Origin of the sequence: Mesorhizobium huakuii, assembly GCF_030160235.1 — a bacterium.
Taxonomy (GTDB): domain Bacteria; phylum Pseudomonadota; class Alphaproteobacteria; order Rhizobiales; family Rhizobiaceae; genus Mesorhizobium; species Mesorhizobium huakuii.
The window spans coordinates 97,764-113,808 of sequence record NZ_BSNY01000005.1 but is presented as its reverse complement, the minus strand read 5'-3'; the positions used below and the strand labels follow the sequence as shown (position 1 = coordinate 113,808).

The following is a 16,045-nucleotide window of genomic DNA, read 5'->3' as shown; positions in this document are numbered from 1 at the left end:
AGGCGCGAACGCCCATGCGTCTGAATTGGATCGTGAAACTCCGTAGGCCCGGACAAATGAACCGGCGTCGTGCTCGCTGCCCGGCCGCCCGTGGGCTCACCTATGCCTGAATGACCGCTCGTTCCCGGTCGGCGGGGCTTGCATGGAAATCCCGGTACCATTCCACGAAACGTCGCACGCCGTCCTCGAGCGCCGTCGCCGGCGCGAAGCCGACCGCGCGGCGGAGGTCGCTGACGTCGGCACGGGTTTTCAGGACGTCACCTGGAGGCAGGGGCACGTTGACGCGAAGGGCGCGGCGGCCAAGGGCAGTCTCGATGATCGCGATCAGACGGTTGATTTCTTCGGGCCGGTCATTGCCGATGTTGTAGATCCGATACGGCGCCGAACTGGTGGCGGGATCAGCCGCGCGGCTGTCCCAACCCGGATCCGGACGAGGCGGCGCGGCGAGCACGCGAACCACCCCCTCCACGATGTCGTCGATATAGGTGAAATCCCGCCATACGCGGCCGGCATTGGCAATCTCAATCGTCCGCCCCTCGGCGATGGCATGGGTGAACGTATAGACAGCCATGTCAGGCCTGCCCCAGGGACCATAGACGGTGAAGAAGCGCAATCCTGTCACCGGCAAGCCGAACAGGTGGCTGTAGGAATGCGCCATGCATTCATTCGCGCTTTTGGTCGCGGCATAAAAACTGACCGGATGGCTGGCGCCATGGTGCTCTGAAAACGGGATGCTTCGATTGGCGCCGTAGACGGAGCTCGACGAGGCATAGACGAGATGGCTGACGCCGGCGTGCCGGCAGCCCTCCAGCACATTCAGAAACGCGACTATGTTCGACTGCACATAGGCATGCGGATCGGCGAGCGAGTAACGCACCCCTGCCTGGGCGGCGAGGTGCACGAAATGCGATGGTTGGAAGTCGGAAAACAGGGCCTTCACCAGCGCCGGGTTCGCCAGGTCCATCCGCATGGGGGTGAACCTCGGCTCGGCACAGAGCTGCGCAAATCGCGCCTCCTTTAGCCCGACGTCGTAGTAGGGCGTAAAATTGTCGACGCCGACAACGACAAGGCCGCGCCGCAAAAGCCGCAACGCGACGTGAAACCCGATGAATCCGGCGGCGCCCGTGACGACGATCGGTCCCGCGCGCGCGAGTTTCAAGACAGCCCCATCCGACCGCCTACGCGCGGAATCCGTCAGCTTGTGGACCGCCGAAATTGTTTCGGCCATGGCAAGTCACCCCGATTACGAGAGTCCGCGCCGCCCGAGTTCGATGGCGCGTCGAAAGGCTGGAGATGGCACCGCGAGTCTTGCAATCCGCGCAACCGCGGCCGCGGAATGTGCAGCCGCGTTGCCATGGCACTACCTCGGTTTGCCCAATTCGGGCGGGTCCTGACGTCCGCCGCAATCGCTATTTCATGGCAGGACCGAAATGCGCCCCAGAAGAGCCACCAGTTCAGCCTGGCGCCTTGTTTCGGTCTTGGCGAACAGCGAGGCGAGCTGGGAGCGGATCGTCGTGCGGCTGAGATGCCAGCTGCGGGCAATCTCCAGGGGCGCGTCGCCTTGCGCCAGGCGCAAGGCCAGCTGCGTTTCCGCGCTGGTCAAACCGAACATCCTTTGCAAGGTCTGAGGGTTGGCCGCCGATGTGTTCTCCCGGTCCAGCAATGCGACTATGCTTGTCCCGTCGGGCGTGACGACACCCGTCTCGTTCAGGATCACAGGCCTGTCGCCTCTGCTGCGGATTACCACCCATGAGAGCGAGCCCGGCTGGAAATGGACCGGAACATTCGCGACCAGCCGCCTTAGCCCCGCGGACAGCTCGACGGCCGTGTCAGCTGGTTCGCCCTGGCGCTCAAGCGTGTCCTGCGCGGCTGTGTTCCATTCGATTACTTTCCTGTCGCGGTCCAGCACGAGATAGCCGCAGCCGATGCGATCAAGCATGCCGGTTATGGATTCCAAACTGCGTCGCTGCGGCCCGCCAGGTCTGGCGTCTGGTCGATCCGATAGATGTATCGGACGTGCGTGATGAGTATCTTTCAATACAATGTATTGGTTGACTGCAACGGTTTCGTTGCGCCTCTCGATCAGTGTCATCGCTTCTACCCCAACCCCAGTTGCTACCGACCCAAGTAAATCTTGTGTGATTTACTTGCTCTTGATTCCGCCTTCTGACGGGAATGCGCTCCTTCGACTAGAATTTCGATACAGCCCTAGAAATCTGCGGAAGGATTTTCCGCAGCGTTTCTTTGAATGTGGCTTCCTTGAAGAACCCTGCCGACCTTGATTCTATTCGCAGGCAAAGGCATGGCAATCGGGCAGTGGTACTAGGCTGCCCCCTAGCGGCCTAGTCTCGACGAGCTAGACATAAGGTTGTAGTCTGGCGCATGGGTTCGTATCTGCGCTGGCTCAAATCGAACGTGTCAAGCACCCCGTTGGCTCATGTAGCTTCGCTATTGGTGCTTGCGGTATCGGTAATACTCGAAGCGATAAATACGATATATATCGGCCAGGAGGTGACGTTTATTGCGTTTATCCCCGTAATTATTGTTATTGGGTACCTCGAAGGGCGGTTGGTTGCCATCGCTGCAACGCTTCTCATGGCCGCCGCAGGCTTGTGGATGCGACGCGTCCTGAACGCCCAACTCTCTGCTGAAGATTGGACGAGCGCCATCTTCCTTCTGGTCTCGGGTGGCCTGATCGCATCCGTGTTCCACCGCCTGCGACAGGATTTGCGCGGGGCGCTCGAGGTTGCACAGGCGAGGCTCGCAGCCATCGATGCAGCCGAGAGCCGCTATCGTTGGGCCTTCGAGCGCGCCGCCTTGGGTTTTGCGAATGCCAACCGACATGGCGAACTGTTGCAATCGAACAGACGTCTTTTGGAAATGACCGGCTACGCAGAAAAGGAACTTGCCCATCTGAACCTGGAAGGGCTCGTTCTTCCCGACGATCGAGATGCCGTGCGAGCCTTGTTGAAAGACCTGGATAATGGCGCCGCGTCGTCGGCCGCCGATATTCGCGTGTTGCGCAAGGACGGCAAGGCATTCTGGGCCCGCCTGGCCCTGTCCTCGTCGCGGCCTGACGAGGCATCCACCGAGAGCGTGTTCGTGGTGGTCGACGATATTTCCGAGCGACGAGCCGCACGCGAGGCTCTCCGGGCTCAGAAGGAATGGCTCGATCTCGCTCTGTCCGCCGGACGCCTGGGCACGTGGCGAATAGATATCAAGGAGGGGACAGTCGCGGGCTCCGGCAAGTTCTGGGACATTCTCGGCATGCCCTCCAAGCCCGTCCGCTCCCTGGAAGAACTCTCGGCCGTCGTCCATCCGGCCGACTGGCCGAAATTGGCTGCCTCGGTAAAACCCTCGCCGGCAGTGAACTACGATGTCGAGATTCGCGTCAGGCGGATGGATGGGCACGTACGCTGGGTTGCCCTGCGCGGACGGCAGGAAGAGCATGGCGACCGCGCAATGCGCATCGGGGTGGCGGCCGATCTGACCGAACGTCGACAGACCACGCTTCTTCGCGCCGCCGTAAAGAAGAGCGAGCGCATCATGCTCGAAGACCGCCATCGGTTCAGCAATTTGTTCCCGGTGATCACGGCCCTGGTAAAAATGATCAATGTTCCCGAGAACGACGTTGCCAAATACAAGGAGATGCTGATCGATCGGATCAGAACGCTGGAATCGACGCATCTCATCCTGTCTCGTCATAGCAGCCTGTCGGGGATGCTCCACGATCTCGTGGCTCAGGAGTTGCAGCCCTTCAAGGAGACACGGGACATAACGATCAGCGGCCCCTCACTCACAGTGCCAAGCGGCGTTGCAGAGAGCTTTGCGATGATCCTTCACGAACTGACGACAAACTCCGTGAAACATGGCGCGTTGGGTGACTCTCAAGGCAAGGTCGGAGTTAAGTGGCAATTCGCATCCGACGGCGCAGGGGACGATCTCGTGTTCGATTGGGTGGAATCGGGACGTCGGAAGAACTCAAACGTCGTGCGCCACGGGTTCGGGTCCATGATAATCGGCGTGGACGGCACGCCGCTTGTCGGGCATTCGCCGAAATTGGAAATATCGGAATACGGATTGCGATATTCGTTGCGGTTATCGCGGAAGGAAATTGAGTTGTAGTGCATGCCGCCCGAACCGTTCCCCCGCTTCGGGTGGCGAACATCAGTTCACATTTCTCGACAGCCAGCTTTGCAGCAAAACGGCTGCTTCAGTCCGGTTTCGCACCCCGAGCTCGCGCAGAATGGCGGCGGCATGGATTTTCGTTGTCGCCTCGGCAATATCCAGATTGCGGGCGATCTCCTTGTTCGAGTACCCTTCCGCCATCAGCTTGAGGACGTCCCGTTGCCTCGATGTCAGTCTGCCAAGATCGCTTGAGCCCATGCGCTGACGGATTGGATTTTTCGCCGAGGGCAGGGCGGCATACGCTCTTTGGTCGCCAGACGTCCGAGACAAAAGTGATGGCACATAGATTCGGCCCGCAAGGATCTCATTTACCGCCAGCACGACTTCTTCGTCTTTCTGCGATTTGACGATGTAGCCGTGAAGCCCGATCGAAAGAGCGGTCAGGATCTCCGAGCGGGAATCGTCCCCGGAAACGATCGCAAAACGTGTGTCGGGATACGCAGAGAGAACGTCGCTGAGCACCTCCTGGTTAAACAGCCCAGGCATGTTCAGGTCGAGGATCGCAAGATCGATGGATGCCTGCTCCTCCAGAAGATTGACCACAGCATCGAAACACGCGGCCTCGAATATTTCGACGCTTGGAATTCCAGCCATAAGTGCCAGCCGAAGGCCGCGCCGATACAAGCCGTGATCGTCGGCGATGACGATCCGATACATTGAACTACCCCAACGCGTTACCCGGTTCCCGACGAGAACATCCGCCGGAACCTCCCATTTCTGTGTGATGGTAAGAACCGCGGCGATCCCTGAAATCGTGGCCAACCGCTGGTCATCACATCACCGTGATGTTCGCAGCGTCCCAACCCACGCACATCACGAATGGCTAATATAATACTAATTTGCGAAAACCCGTCGTTATTTTTTTTAACGCTCGCATCCCGTCCCAATGTGACGGCACCTGCCTTCACTAAGGGTGCTCGGGCCGGTTCCGGCACTTGGCGGATCGCTGCTTTTTGATCGCAAGAATCGTTCAGCTTCATTTGTCTCATGGCCAGGTCCAGATGCTTGGGTCCGTCCTTGGTCTCGCGGCTATCTAATACCGGAAACGCTTTGGATCGGTACCATTCGAATGCACGACGACAGCCGCCCCGGCTGTCACATACCCTTCAAATATGATGTTCGGATTGCCGCCGAGGTCGAGCCGGATTTGACGGAATGCCAGATCCGAATGAACTCGAAAAACGAAATGCCCGGACACAGCCAACTGCAAATCAGGAGGATCGGATGAAAGCGGTGATTCAATGTGGTGGGATGGGTACACGCCTCCGGCCCTTCACGTCCGTCCTGCCGAAACCCTTGATGCCGATAGGGGCCAGGCCCGTTCTGGAGCTGCTTCTGAAGTGGCTGCGGCGCAACGGCATCGAAGAGGTCTATATCACGACCGGGTATCTCGGGCACCTGATCCGCAGCGTCTGCGGCGACGGATCGCAATGGAATCTGAAGATCAAATACACGCAGGAAATGGAGCCGTTGGGCACCATAGGACCTCTCTCTCTGATCAGGGATGAACTGAACGACACATTTGTCGTACTCAACGGCGATGTTCTTACCGACCTGAGCCTCAGCCGGTTTGTGGCCGCGCACCGCATGCATAAGGATCCGGTTACGATCGCCACCGCTTGCCGCCTCATCAAGATGGATTTCGGCGTCATCGACGAGATCGACAATGCCGTTCAGCTCTTCCGGGAAAAGCCGACGCTTTCCCACCTCGTCAGCATGGGCATCTACTGCATGAACCCCGATGTCCTGCGGTTCATTCCTTCCGGCATCCCATTTGGGTTCGATGACCTGATGCTGCAGATGATGCAGGGCGGCACGACCGTGCACGTGTACAAGCATGACGGTCTCTGGCTCGACATCGGTCGCGTCGATGACTTCCAGAATGCGCAGGCGATTGCCTGGGAAGAGCAATCGACCTCGATCGAGGTCGCGGCCGCGGCCGCATGAAAATCCGGATGTAGAGGCCGAACCCACCGTAAGGATTTTTAGGAGGTCAAGATGCTCTTGGTGAGCGCCCCAATCCTAGGCGTGCCGGAGAAGGCAGCCCTGTCAAAGGTGATTGACAGCGGCTGGCTTACCATGGGGGAACAGGTACGCGCTTTCGAACTGGCCTTTGCCGATATGCATGGCGCGCGAGATTGCGTGGCGGTCGGTTCCTGCACTGCGGCGCTTCATCTCATCCTGCATGCCTTGGGAATAGGACCTGGCGACGAGGTACTGGTCCCGTCGCTGACTTTCGTGGCGACCGCGAATGCGGTGCTTTATGTCGGGGCGACTCCCGTCTTTGTCGATATCGAGTCGGTCGACGTACCGTTGATGTCGCTCGCGGAAGCCGAAGCGCGGTGCACACCACGCACAAAGGCGGTCATTCTCGTTCACTTCGCGGGCTATCTCGCCAATCGGGAACAATGGCAGCGGTTCGCCCGGGTTCGAGGGCTCCATATCATCGAGGACGCCGCGCATGCGCCCGGCCTGAGGGAGGTGGGAACGTTCGGCGCCGCGGCTGCCTTCAGCTTCTACGGCAACAAGAACATGACGACGGCGGAAGGGGGCGCCGTGATCGCCCGCGACCCCGATCTGCTCGACAAGATCCGCCAGGCCCGCGGGCACGGGATGACCAGCGGGACACATCAGCGGCTGAACAGCCGCACCCCGCAATATGATGTCACCATGCTCGGGTTCAACTACCGCATGGACGAGATGCGGGCGGCGATTGGGCTGGTCCAACTGCAAAACCTGCAAGAGTGGAACGAGATCAGGCGTATCCTGGCCGTCCTGTACCGGCGCCTCATCGCGGAACATTGCCCGGCCGTGACCATTCCATTCAGCGAACCCCGCACGTCGGCTCACCACATCATGCCGGTCCTCCTGCCGCGCTACGCGAGACGGCAGGAGGTTATCGACGAACTGCGGGCGCAGGGCATACAGACCACGATTCACTATCCGCCGGTGCACCACATGACGTTCTATCGTGAGCGTTACCCCGGCGTTGCCTTGCCGCGTACAGAGGACTTTGCTCAGCGAGAGCTGACAATTCCTCTGCACCCCCAGATCACTTCACCGGTCGCCGAAGCGGTTGTGGCTGCACTCGCAAGTGCACTCAACGGCGGCGCCCAGACAGGAACTGCCGCATGAACGCGTTGGATGTTTCCCTTCACCGGCGGTTCGTCCCAGGCCCCGCTCACGGCTTGGCAAGGCGCTCGCTCGATCTCGTGGTCGCCGGCGCCGCGACCATCGTATTTGCACCGCTGATGCTTTTGATCGCCGGGGCGCTTCTGCTCGAAGGCGGTGGCTCGGTCTTGTTCGCACAAACCCGCATGGGCGCCGGTGGCCGACCCTTCCGCATGTACAAATTCCGTAAGTTCGGTGTGAACTGCGATTCCCAAGGCCTCGCGCTGACCGTCGTGGGCGACAGCCGCATGACGACGGTGGGCCGGTTCCTCGCGGCAACAAAATTCGACGAACTGCCGCAGCTGTGGAACGTCCTGAAAGGCGAGATGGCGATCGTCGGGCCGCGACCCGAGAGCATGGCCTTCGCCGATTGTTTCCGGGGCGGCCTCGAGGCCGTCCTGCAATACAAGCCCGGCCTGCTGGGGCCAACCCAGGTGCTCTTCCGGCACGAGGCGCATTTCTTCCCCCGATCCGCGGATCCGATCCTGTTTTATCGGGAGGTTATGTTCCCCGCCAAAGCCAGACTCGACCTCTCCTACTATCCGCGGCGCACCATCGTCTCCGACATCATGTGGATGGCGCGTGGCGTCCTGGCGGTATTCGGCTGGGTTCCATCACAGCCGATCGACGTCTGAACCCCAGAAGGAAAGTGCTCCAGTCAGCCAAGGAATGCGCAGTCATGAGCTACAGTGGCAAGAAAGTTCTGGTGACGGGCGCCGACGGATTTATCGGTTCGCATCTCACTGAAGCGCTCGTCCGCAACGGTGCGGATGTCACGGCTCTGGCGCTCTACAATTCCTTCGATAGCCATGGATGGTTGGACGATTTGCCGGACAAGATCCGCAGCCAGCTGAAGCTTGTCCGCGGTGACGTGCGCGACTGCGCGTTCCTGAACCGGATCGTGCGCGGCCAGGCCGTCGTATTTCACCTGGCCGCGCTCATTGCGATTCCCTATTCCTACGCGGCCGCCCAGTCCTATGTGGAAACCAACATCCTGGGCACGGTGAACGTTCTTGAAGCCGCGCGTCAATGGGAGACGGAGCGGGTGGTGCATACCTCCACGAGCGAGGTCTATGGAACCGCCCAGACCATGCCCATCCGCGAAGGGCATCCGTTACAGGGACAGTCACCCTATTCGGCATCCAAGATCGGCGCCGACATGATGGCCGAGTCTTACGCCAGATCGTTCGATGTCCCCGTGGTCATCGTGCGGCCCTTCAACACTTATGGTCCGCGCCAGAGTGAACGCGCTATCGTGCCGACCATCATCCGGCAGGCCCTCGATCCGAATTGCCCGGCGATCATGGTCGGCGACACAAGCCCGATCCGCGACCTGACCTTTGTCGAAGACACCGCGGCAGCGTTCCTGACCGCGGGCCTGGCCGGGCTCGAATTCGGCCACGCCTACAACGCCGGCAGCCAACGTGCCGTGACCATCTCCGACGTATTGGATCTTGTCCTCGAATTAAGCGGTTCCAGGAAACCGGTCCATCGTGACGAAAGCCGCTTGCGGCCGCAAAATTCGGAGGTTCGCGCCTTGCTCGCAGATTCTTCGCGTCTTGAAGGCGAGACCGGGTGGCGGGCGCAGACAAGTCTGCGCGATGGACTGGAGCGAACGATCGCATGGTGGCGCGCGCGCCTCAGTGAAGGCCGGGTACGGCGCGAAATGGGTTATATGACATGACCCTGCTCCGCCGGCATATGTGGGGGCTGTTGCTGGTTGCCGGTGCCATATTCCCGAATATCTATGTGGCCGGTGGTCGCGAAAGCAGCGCATCGCAACCGTCGGCCACACCGGTGGTGAAAAACCTGCCGGGCTATCTGCGCGAAGCAACGGATTCCTGGTCCGGCACGGCTTTTTTACGAATCACCGAACCCGGAATTCTCGGTCTGGCGGGGGTCTGCGGGAAGAAATATTGCACCCACCGTTACTCCAGCGCACAGGCCTGGAATGCTGACCAGAGCCTTCTCCTGATCGTCAACGGTTGCGGTGGCATGTGCTTTCTCGACGGGCGCACCTACGTTCCATTGTTCCACCGCAACCGCTCGACGGAATGCGAATGGCATCCCAGGGATCCCGAGTTGATGATTTGCATAGCTGGCCGGCAGATCTCGACCTGGGCGCCACGCACAAATCATGAGGATGTCGTGTTCGCCTCGCCAGCCTACAGCAAGCTTCAGTTCGGGCCCTACAAAGGCAATCCAAGCCGCGACGGCAACCGCATTGCGGTGCGCGCGACGCGCAATGACGGCAAGGCAGTGGTCTTCGGCTACGATATCAAGTTGCGGCAGAAATTCCCTGATATCGATCTTGCCCAGCTTCCAGGAACCACCGGTTCGTGCTCGATCTCCCCGCTCGGGATCAACATTGTGTGCTCACAGGCGTTGCCGGACGGCAATGAACCGAACTTCATCTTTTCCATGGACGGCATCTTGCGCCAGAAGTGGATGGAGCACCACCGGCCCGGTCATGGCGACATGACGGTCGATGCCGACGGCAGCGAGATCTATGTCGGGATCAGCAAATCGGATCCCGACAAATATCAGGTGATCAAGCGCCGATTGGCCGACGGCAAGGTCACCTCGCTGATGAAATACGGCGAGGCCATGCATGCGTCGCTGAGGTCCCTGGACAGGCCCGGCTGGGTGTTTCTGAGCTATGGCGGGACGCCAGCCGAGATATCGCAGCATCCGGATTGGGCGCCTTATGCGCAGCAGGTCATTGCGCTGCGCACGGATGGCAGCGGAGAGGTCCGCCGTATCGTAGACACGCAGAACACCCACTTCGACTACTGGAGCGAGACGCATGCCTCGCCGTCGCCAGACGGCTCACAGGTGGTCTGGTCGAGCAATTGGGGTGTGCCCGGTGGCCCGGTATACGATTTCGTTACCCGTGTTGAGTGGCCCTCGGAACCGGTGCCGAGCCAGAAGGAGATTGTCGCAAATGGCCTTCAGTAAGCGAACTGTTCTTGCCGCGGTTGCACTGATGTCCCTGACATCGATGGCCGCCGCGGGCGAAGCCGAACCCTATCAACTGTCACCTGGCGATACCGTCGAGATAGGGATAGCGCCGATCCCGGATCGAGCGCAGCGCGCCGTGGTTCAGATGGATGGCAATATCGCCCTTCCCGAAGTCGGGATGATCATGGTCGCGGGCCTGACGGCGTCTCAACTGCAGACGCGTATGCAAGCGCTTTTGCCAACCAAGATCTTTCACGTGCGTCTGGCTGATGGGCGGGAGCAGATGGTTGTCGTCAAGCCAGACGACGTCACCGCCATCATCGTGGACTATCGTCCAATCTACGTGATGGGCGACGTGCTCACCCCGGGACAACAGGCCTACCGTCCGCTCATGACCGTACGCCAGGCGCTTGCCGTCTCCGGCGGCTTCAGCCTTTTGCGGTCACGCGCAGGCCAGACCGGCCCCGACCCGGTTGATCTCAGGCGCGACTACGAGACACTTTGGGGAGATTACACCAAAGACTATTTTCACGCCGCCCGTGTCCGCGCCGAACTTCAGGGCCAGGCGGATTTCGACAAGCAGACGCCGCAGGGGTCACCGCTGTCGCCCAGCGTCGGAGTCGCGATCGCCCAGGCTGAAGCGGACGGGCTGAAGATTGCGCTGAGCGATTTCCAGCAGGAGCAGGCTTTTCTCGAGAAGGGCGAGAAGGATGCGGCTGATCAGATCGAGGTTTTGCAGAAGCGCGAACAGGTCGAGGCCGAGAGCGTTAAGGCGGATCAGGAAGACCTGGCGAAAGTAACCAAGGCGTTTGACGCAGGCAATCTGACCAACAACAGGCTCGCCGATGTCCGGCGCGCCTTGCTCCTGTCGTCGAGCGGTGCGCTGCAAACCACGGTCGAGCTCATGAGAGCGCGGCGCCAGCAGGAAGACTATGTCAGGCAGCACGAACGCAATGACAATCAAAGGAGGATTGCCTTGCTGACGGATCTGAAGGACACCAACGCCAGGCTCGCCGACGTCACCGCGAAGCTCCACGCCGCCAGCCAGAAGCTGCAACCGACCGGCGCATCCACCCAGCCATTGCCGATTGCCGGCGAAACGATCCGGGCACAGGTCACGATCGTTCGCAAGGTCGGCGAGGAATGGCGCAAGCTCTCGGCTGACGAAGATACGATCGTGATGCCCGGGGACACAGTCGAAGCCAGGTTCAGCAGCGATCTGCAAAGCGCGGCGATCCAATAGGCCGCTCATTCGCAGTCCGACAAAAATGAGTTGGGGGATCTTACTGTTCGATCGGGCAGTCGAACAGAACCGCACGGGAGATACAGGTGAGGCTCAATTCCAGACAAGGGGTGAAGCTGGCGCCGCTGACGAACGCGGCTCAAATGGCTCAGTCGGTTTTCGATACGCCTTCAGCAGCGCGGTTTTTGCCAGCCAAGGCGCAGACCGGTGAACCCGGGATTTGGCAGGAACTGACGTCCAACCAGCAGCTCCACACGCAGGGCGACCGGGTGTCGGACGACTATAGGGCCAGCCATTGCGCGCCAGGCTACGGCGCGCATTACAACAAAACGCACCAGTCCGGTTATTATGGCGCGCTTTGGGAGAAAATCGAAAAACCCCTGATCCTGGACGTTCTTCGCCCAATGGGCGGAGCTGGCCGAAAATGCCTCGATTTCGCATGCGGAACGGGCCGCATCACCAGCGTGGCAGCCGGTGTCTTCGGCGAGGTGGTCGGCGCCGACATTTCCAGATCCATGCTTGGCTGCGCGCAAGTTCCGCCCAATGTGAGACTGCGCCATGTCGATATGACGATAGAATCTCTCGGCGAAACCTTCGATGTCGTAACGGCATTTCGCTTCTTCCTGAACGCCGAGGATCAACTGAAGCGGGACGCTCTGAAGGCGATGAATGAGCATCTGAAGGACGGCGGGCGACTTGTGTGCAACGTTCACATGAATGCCACTTCACCCATCGGCCTGGTTTGCCGGCTGCTCAATCGGCTGTTTGGACGCACGGTCCGCAACACGCTAAGCGCAGCGAGGTTCAGGGAACTCCTGGCCGCGTCGGGGTTCATAGTCGAGGAGGTGATACCTTACGGCTATCTGCCCCGGCCGGGAAGCCTCTTGCCAGGGGTCTGTGAAGTGTTGATGGAGCCCTTCGAGAAGGCGTCCAGAGCCCTTCACGTTCCTGGACAACTGGCACAACATTTCCTGATTGTCGCGAAGAAGCGCTAAACGGAATCGCGCACTCGAATCGCGCCGTGAAAACGGCGGGAAGCCGCTTGTCTGAGGAGCGACTCACCCTCCGAAAGGGACGGCGCGGTGTCGCTTTCGTTGCCTGGGACGCGACCTCTACAGCCTTCCGGTACTCCTTAAGACGGCAGTTTTCCCCTGATTTAATGCGTCAGATCCGGGTTTCTGGGGCTGGCGCCACGATTTTGCTACATTTTGACCGAAGGGCACGTACGTTAGTGGGGCGTAATATTAGAAGGCAAAGAGGGATACGCTCCTGAAAACCAAAAATTTGTCCGTGGCCAACGGGGCCAGTGAGCTTGCGCAACGATTTCTCACCGGAGGTCGCAAGCGATGAGCTCCGGAGGGATACGTTCACCCGATCTGCGTGGCGCCATGCTTGGCGCCGTACCCGGGCTGGTAGGCGTCGGCGTCTTCTCGGCGGTCATAAACCTTCTCGCCCTGACCGGCTCCGTCTATATGCTGCAGATCTACGACCGCGTTCTGCCTTCGCAGAGCGTTCCGACACTTGTCGGATTTACGATCGGAATGCTGGGCCTTTACGCGGTCTACGGATTGCTGGATTTCGTGCGGCTCCGTCTCCTGGTTCGAATAGGCAATCGTCTCCATAAGAATCTGCAGCAAAGGGTGTTCGGCCTCTCGCTGTCCCTACCGCTCATCGGCGGGCAGGATGCGAACCGGATACAGCCGCTGCGTGATCTGGATCAGATCCGCGGCTTCCTGTCAGGACTGGGGCCGACCGTCATCTTCGACGCGCCGTGGATACCGTTTTATCTGCTGATCATCTATCTTCTGCATCCTGCGCTCGGCCTGCTGGCGACAGGCGGTGCGATTGTTGTCGTGCTGCTCACGGTGATCGCGGAAGTCCTTGGTCGGGCATCCGCGGCGCGCGCGTCCGAGACACTGGTGTCGCAACGCAATCTTGCCGATTCCGGCCGCCGCAACGCGGAGGTTGTGCGCGCGATGGGCCTTTCCGGACGGCTTGCCCACCGCTGGAGCGAGATCAATCACGCCTATCTCACGCACCAGGAACGGCTGTCCGACATTGTCGGCGCCACCGGCGCGCTCTCGAGGGCGCTGCGGATGGCCTTGCAGTCCTCTGTTCTGGGACTGGGCGCCTATCTCGTGATCGGCGGGGAAGCGTCGCCTGGTGTGATCATAGCATCCTCGATACTGCTGGGCCGCTCATTGGCTCCGGTTGACGCTGCGCTCGCGAACTGGCGAGGCTTCGCGGCTTTCCGGCAAAGCTATTCCCAACTGGCAACGGCGCTGGCTGTTGTCGGGGGAGATGAAGAGCCCATGGAGTTGCCGCGCCCGCAGGCGGTGCTTGCGGTCGAGGACCTGACAATAGCGCCGCCGGGCCAGCAAAAACCGACCGTGGCCAATGTCAGCTTTAGCCTGTCCGGGGGCGCGGGAATGGCCATTGTCGGCCCGAGCGGTTCTGGGAAAACGACACTTGTGCGCGCTCTGGTGGGAGTGTGGCAGCCCGCGCGCGGAATGGTCAGGCTGGACGAAGCCTCGCTCGACCAATGGAGCCCGGAAGAGCTTGGTGCCCATATCGGCTACCTGCCGCAGGACGTCGAACTGTTTGACGGAACGGTTGCCGACAACATTTCGCGATTTGGCGGCAAGGACGACGCCAAAGGTGTGCTGGCAGCTGCCAGGGCCGCCGGCGTCGACAAGATGATCATGCGGCTGCCGAATGGGTTTCAAACACGCGTAGGCGAGGGAGGGGCAGCCTTGTCGGCCGGACAGAGGCAGCTCGTCGGGCTTGCCAGGGCACTTTATGGCGACCCGTTCCTGGTCGTCCTCGACGAGCCGAATTCAAACCTTGACGTCGATGGCGATGCGGCGCTGGCCGGCGCGATCCTGGGGGTGCGCCGGCGTGGAGGCATCGTCATCATTGTTGCGCACCGTCCTTCTGCCCTCACCAATATCGACAAGGTACTCGTCATGTCGAATGGGATGCTTCACTCCTTCGGCTCGCGCGAGGAGGTCCTGGCCAATGTCATCCGGCCCTTCCCTTCGCCTGCCGAACGGCCGGCGTCGGTTGTTTCGATGCAGAAAGGGGTGAGCGGTCATGCGTAAGGTGTTGAATCGTGTCTGACGTCACAATGGTTTCATATGCTCCGATCGACGATAGGAGCCGAAGGGCCGAGGCGAATTCGGCCGAGGCGCGGGACGATATCAGGTCCAACCTGATCCTGGGCGCGGCGGTCACGGCCATGTTGATTGTCGGCGGCGGGCTTTGGCTCGGTTTGACCAGGATCGCCGGCGCGGTGATAGCGCCCGCCACCGTGGTGGTCGAGAGCAACATAAAGAAGGTCCAGCATCTGACCGGCGGCACGATCGGCGGCATCTTCGCGCAAGATGGGGATCATGTGAGGGCTGGCGATGTGGTAGCCAGGCTTGACGACACACTGACGCGAGCCAACCTGCAGATAATCAGTCAGGATCTTGATCGTGCAACCGTGCGGCTTGCAAGGCTGGAGGCCGAGCGGCAGGGCCTGCCGGAAATGCAGCTTCCGTCCAGCCTTCAGGCGCGGATGGGCGACCCGGAACTGGCTGCACTGGTGAGAGGGGAGCGCACCCTGTTCGAAAGCCGCGCAACGGCGTTGACGGGGCAGAAGGCGCAATTGCAGAGCCGCTCGAAGCAGCTCGAACGCCAGATCGATGGCCTCAAGGCACAGCAGGCCGCGGAAGACCAGTCCGTGGTCCTGCTGGACGGCGATCTTGGCGATGTCCAGGCGCTTTTTACGAAGAAGTTGGTGTCCAAGGAGCGACTGAGCAACATCAGACTGGATGCCACCCGAGCGCACGGAGAATCAGGACGCCTCGCGGCGGCGGTCGCCGAGGCACAGGCCAAGGTCAGCGAGACCGAATTGCAAATTCTTCAGCTTGATGAGCAAAGGCGCAGCGAAGTCACGAGCGAACTTCGTGAAACGGAAGCCAAGGAGACCGAACTCAGCGAGCGCAAGGTCGTGGCGCAGGACGAACTGACCAAAACCAACATCCGCGCTCCGCAATCGGGAACGGTGCAGGAATCGGCTATCCACACAATCGGCGGTGTAATCGCTCCGGGGGAGGTGATCATGATGATTGTCCCCGACACCGACAACCTCGTCGTCGACGCGCTGATTCCCCCGTCGCGCATAGATGACGTTCGTCCGGGCCAGCACGTCTCGATCCGGTTTCCGGCCTTCGATGCCGGCACCACTCCTGCTTGCCAGGGATCGGTCAAGCGCATCTCGGCGGATCTGATCAAGGATCAACAAAAACAGCTTTCGTATTTCTCGGCGCGTATCAATGTCGAGAACAAGGCGGCCTGCCTGACCGATGCCAAGGTGCTCAAACCCGGCATGCCGGCGGAGGTTCACATAAGCACCGACGAACGCAGCGTCTGGTCTTATCTGCTGAAGCCCCTCACGGATCAGATGTCCAGGGCTTTCCGCCAATGAGGTGACCAACG

General features: G+C 60.5%; 13 protein-coding genes. 10 read left to right on the top strand and 3 right to left on the bottom strand.

The features are described from left to right. Positions 1–100 precede the first annotated feature (100 nt). Positions 101–1,159: an NAD-dependent epimerase/dehydratase family protein gene (locus tag QQK95_RS00945; RefSeq protein WP_284267846.1), complete on the bottom strand. Its 1,059-nt coding sequence runs from the start codon at positions 1,157–1,159 to the stop codon at positions 101–103. Positions 1,160–1,414: 255 nt separating this feature from the next. After that, the gene (locus tag QQK95_RS00940) at positions 1,415–2,092 is read right to left on the bottom strand and encodes a helix-turn-helix transcriptional regulator (protein ID WP_284267844.1); all 678 of its coding nucleotides are present in this window, start codon (positions 2,090–2,092) and stop codon (positions 1,415–1,417) included. A 290-nt stretch (positions 2,093–2,382) separates the two neighbouring features. Here QQK95_RS00940 and QQK95_RS00935 point away from each other — a divergent pair, with 290 nt between their 5' ends. Then, positions 2,383–4,125: a sensor histidine kinase gene (locus QQK95_RS00935; protein ID WP_284267842.1), complete on the top strand. Its 1,743-nt coding sequence runs from the start codon at positions 2,383–2,385 to the stop codon at positions 4,123–4,125. A 42-nt stretch (positions 4,126–4,167) separates the two neighbouring features. Here the strand turns inward: QQK95_RS00935 and QQK95_RS00930 are convergent, their stop codons facing one another. After that, positions 4,168–4,845: a LuxR C-terminal-related transcriptional regulator gene (locus QQK95_RS00930; protein ID WP_284267840.1), complete on the bottom strand. Its 678-nt coding sequence runs from the start codon at positions 4,843–4,845 to the stop codon at positions 4,168–4,170. 567 nt (positions 4,846–5,412) lie between these two features. On the opposite strand from QQK95_RS00930, the gene QQK95_RS00925 reads away from it, so the two are divergent. From QQK95_RS00925 to QQK95_RS00885, 9 genes are all read left to right on the top strand, one after another. Beyond that, complete coding sequence (locus QQK95_RS00925; protein ID WP_199647277.1) at positions 5,413–6,135, top strand: nucleotidyltransferase family protein; 723 nt, start codon at positions 5,413–5,415, stop codon at positions 6,133–6,135. A 51-nt stretch (positions 6,136–6,186) separates the two neighbouring features. Then, positions 6,187–7,323 carry a DegT/DnrJ/EryC1/StrS family aminotransferase gene (locus tag QQK95_RS00920; RefSeq protein ID WP_284267837.1) on the top strand — a complete coding sequence of 379 codons (1,137 nt, stop codon included), beginning with the start codon at positions 6,187–6,189 and terminating at the stop codon, positions 7,321–7,323. Further along, on the top strand, positions 7,320–7,994 hold the full coding sequence (locus tag QQK95_RS00915) for a sugar transferase (protein ID WP_284267835.1): 675 nt from the start codon (positions 7,320–7,322) through the stop codon (positions 7,992–7,994). The genes QQK95_RS00920 and QQK95_RS00915 overlap by 4 nt, the downstream gene beginning before the upstream one ends. Before the next feature lie 44 nt (positions 7,995–8,038). Then, on the top strand, positions 8,039–9,043 hold the full coding sequence (locus QQK95_RS00910) for an NAD-dependent epimerase/dehydratase family protein (protein WP_284267833.1): 1,005 nt from the start codon (positions 8,039–8,041) through the stop codon (positions 9,041–9,043). Further along, positions 9,040–10,317, top strand: coding sequence for a hypothetical protein (locus tag QQK95_RS00905; protein ID WP_284267830.1), 1,278 nt, complete (start codon positions 9,040–9,042; stop codon positions 10,315–10,317). The genes QQK95_RS00910 and QQK95_RS00905 overlap by 4 nt, the downstream gene beginning before the upstream one ends. Next, complete coding sequence (locus tag QQK95_RS00900; protein ID WP_284267828.1) at positions 10,304–11,563, top strand: polysaccharide biosynthesis/export family protein; 1,260 nt, start codon at positions 10,304–10,306, stop codon at positions 11,561–11,563. Before QQK95_RS00905 ends, QQK95_RS00900 begins: the two co-directional genes overlap by 14 nt. Positions 11,564–11,649: 86 nt before the next feature. Beyond that, a complete protein-coding gene (locus QQK95_RS00895) occupies positions 11,650–12,558 on the top strand; it encodes a class I SAM-dependent methyltransferase (protein WP_284267826.1) in 909 nt (302 codons plus the stop codon). A gap of 393 nt (positions 12,559–12,951) precedes the next feature. After that, positions 12,952–14,664, top strand: a complete 1,713-nt coding sequence (locus tag QQK95_RS00890) for a type I secretion system permease/ATPase (RefSeq protein WP_284267824.1) — start codon at positions 12,952–12,954, stop codon at positions 14,662–14,664. A gap of 26 nt (positions 14,665–14,690) precedes the next feature. Continuing rightward, positions 14,691–16,034 (top strand): HlyD family type I secretion periplasmic adaptor subunit, encoded by a 1,344-nt coding sequence (locus tag QQK95_RS00885; RefSeq protein ID WP_322791202.1) that lies wholly within the window; start codon positions 14,691–14,693, stop codon positions 16,032–16,034. Positions 16,035–16,045 lie beyond the last annotated feature (11 nt).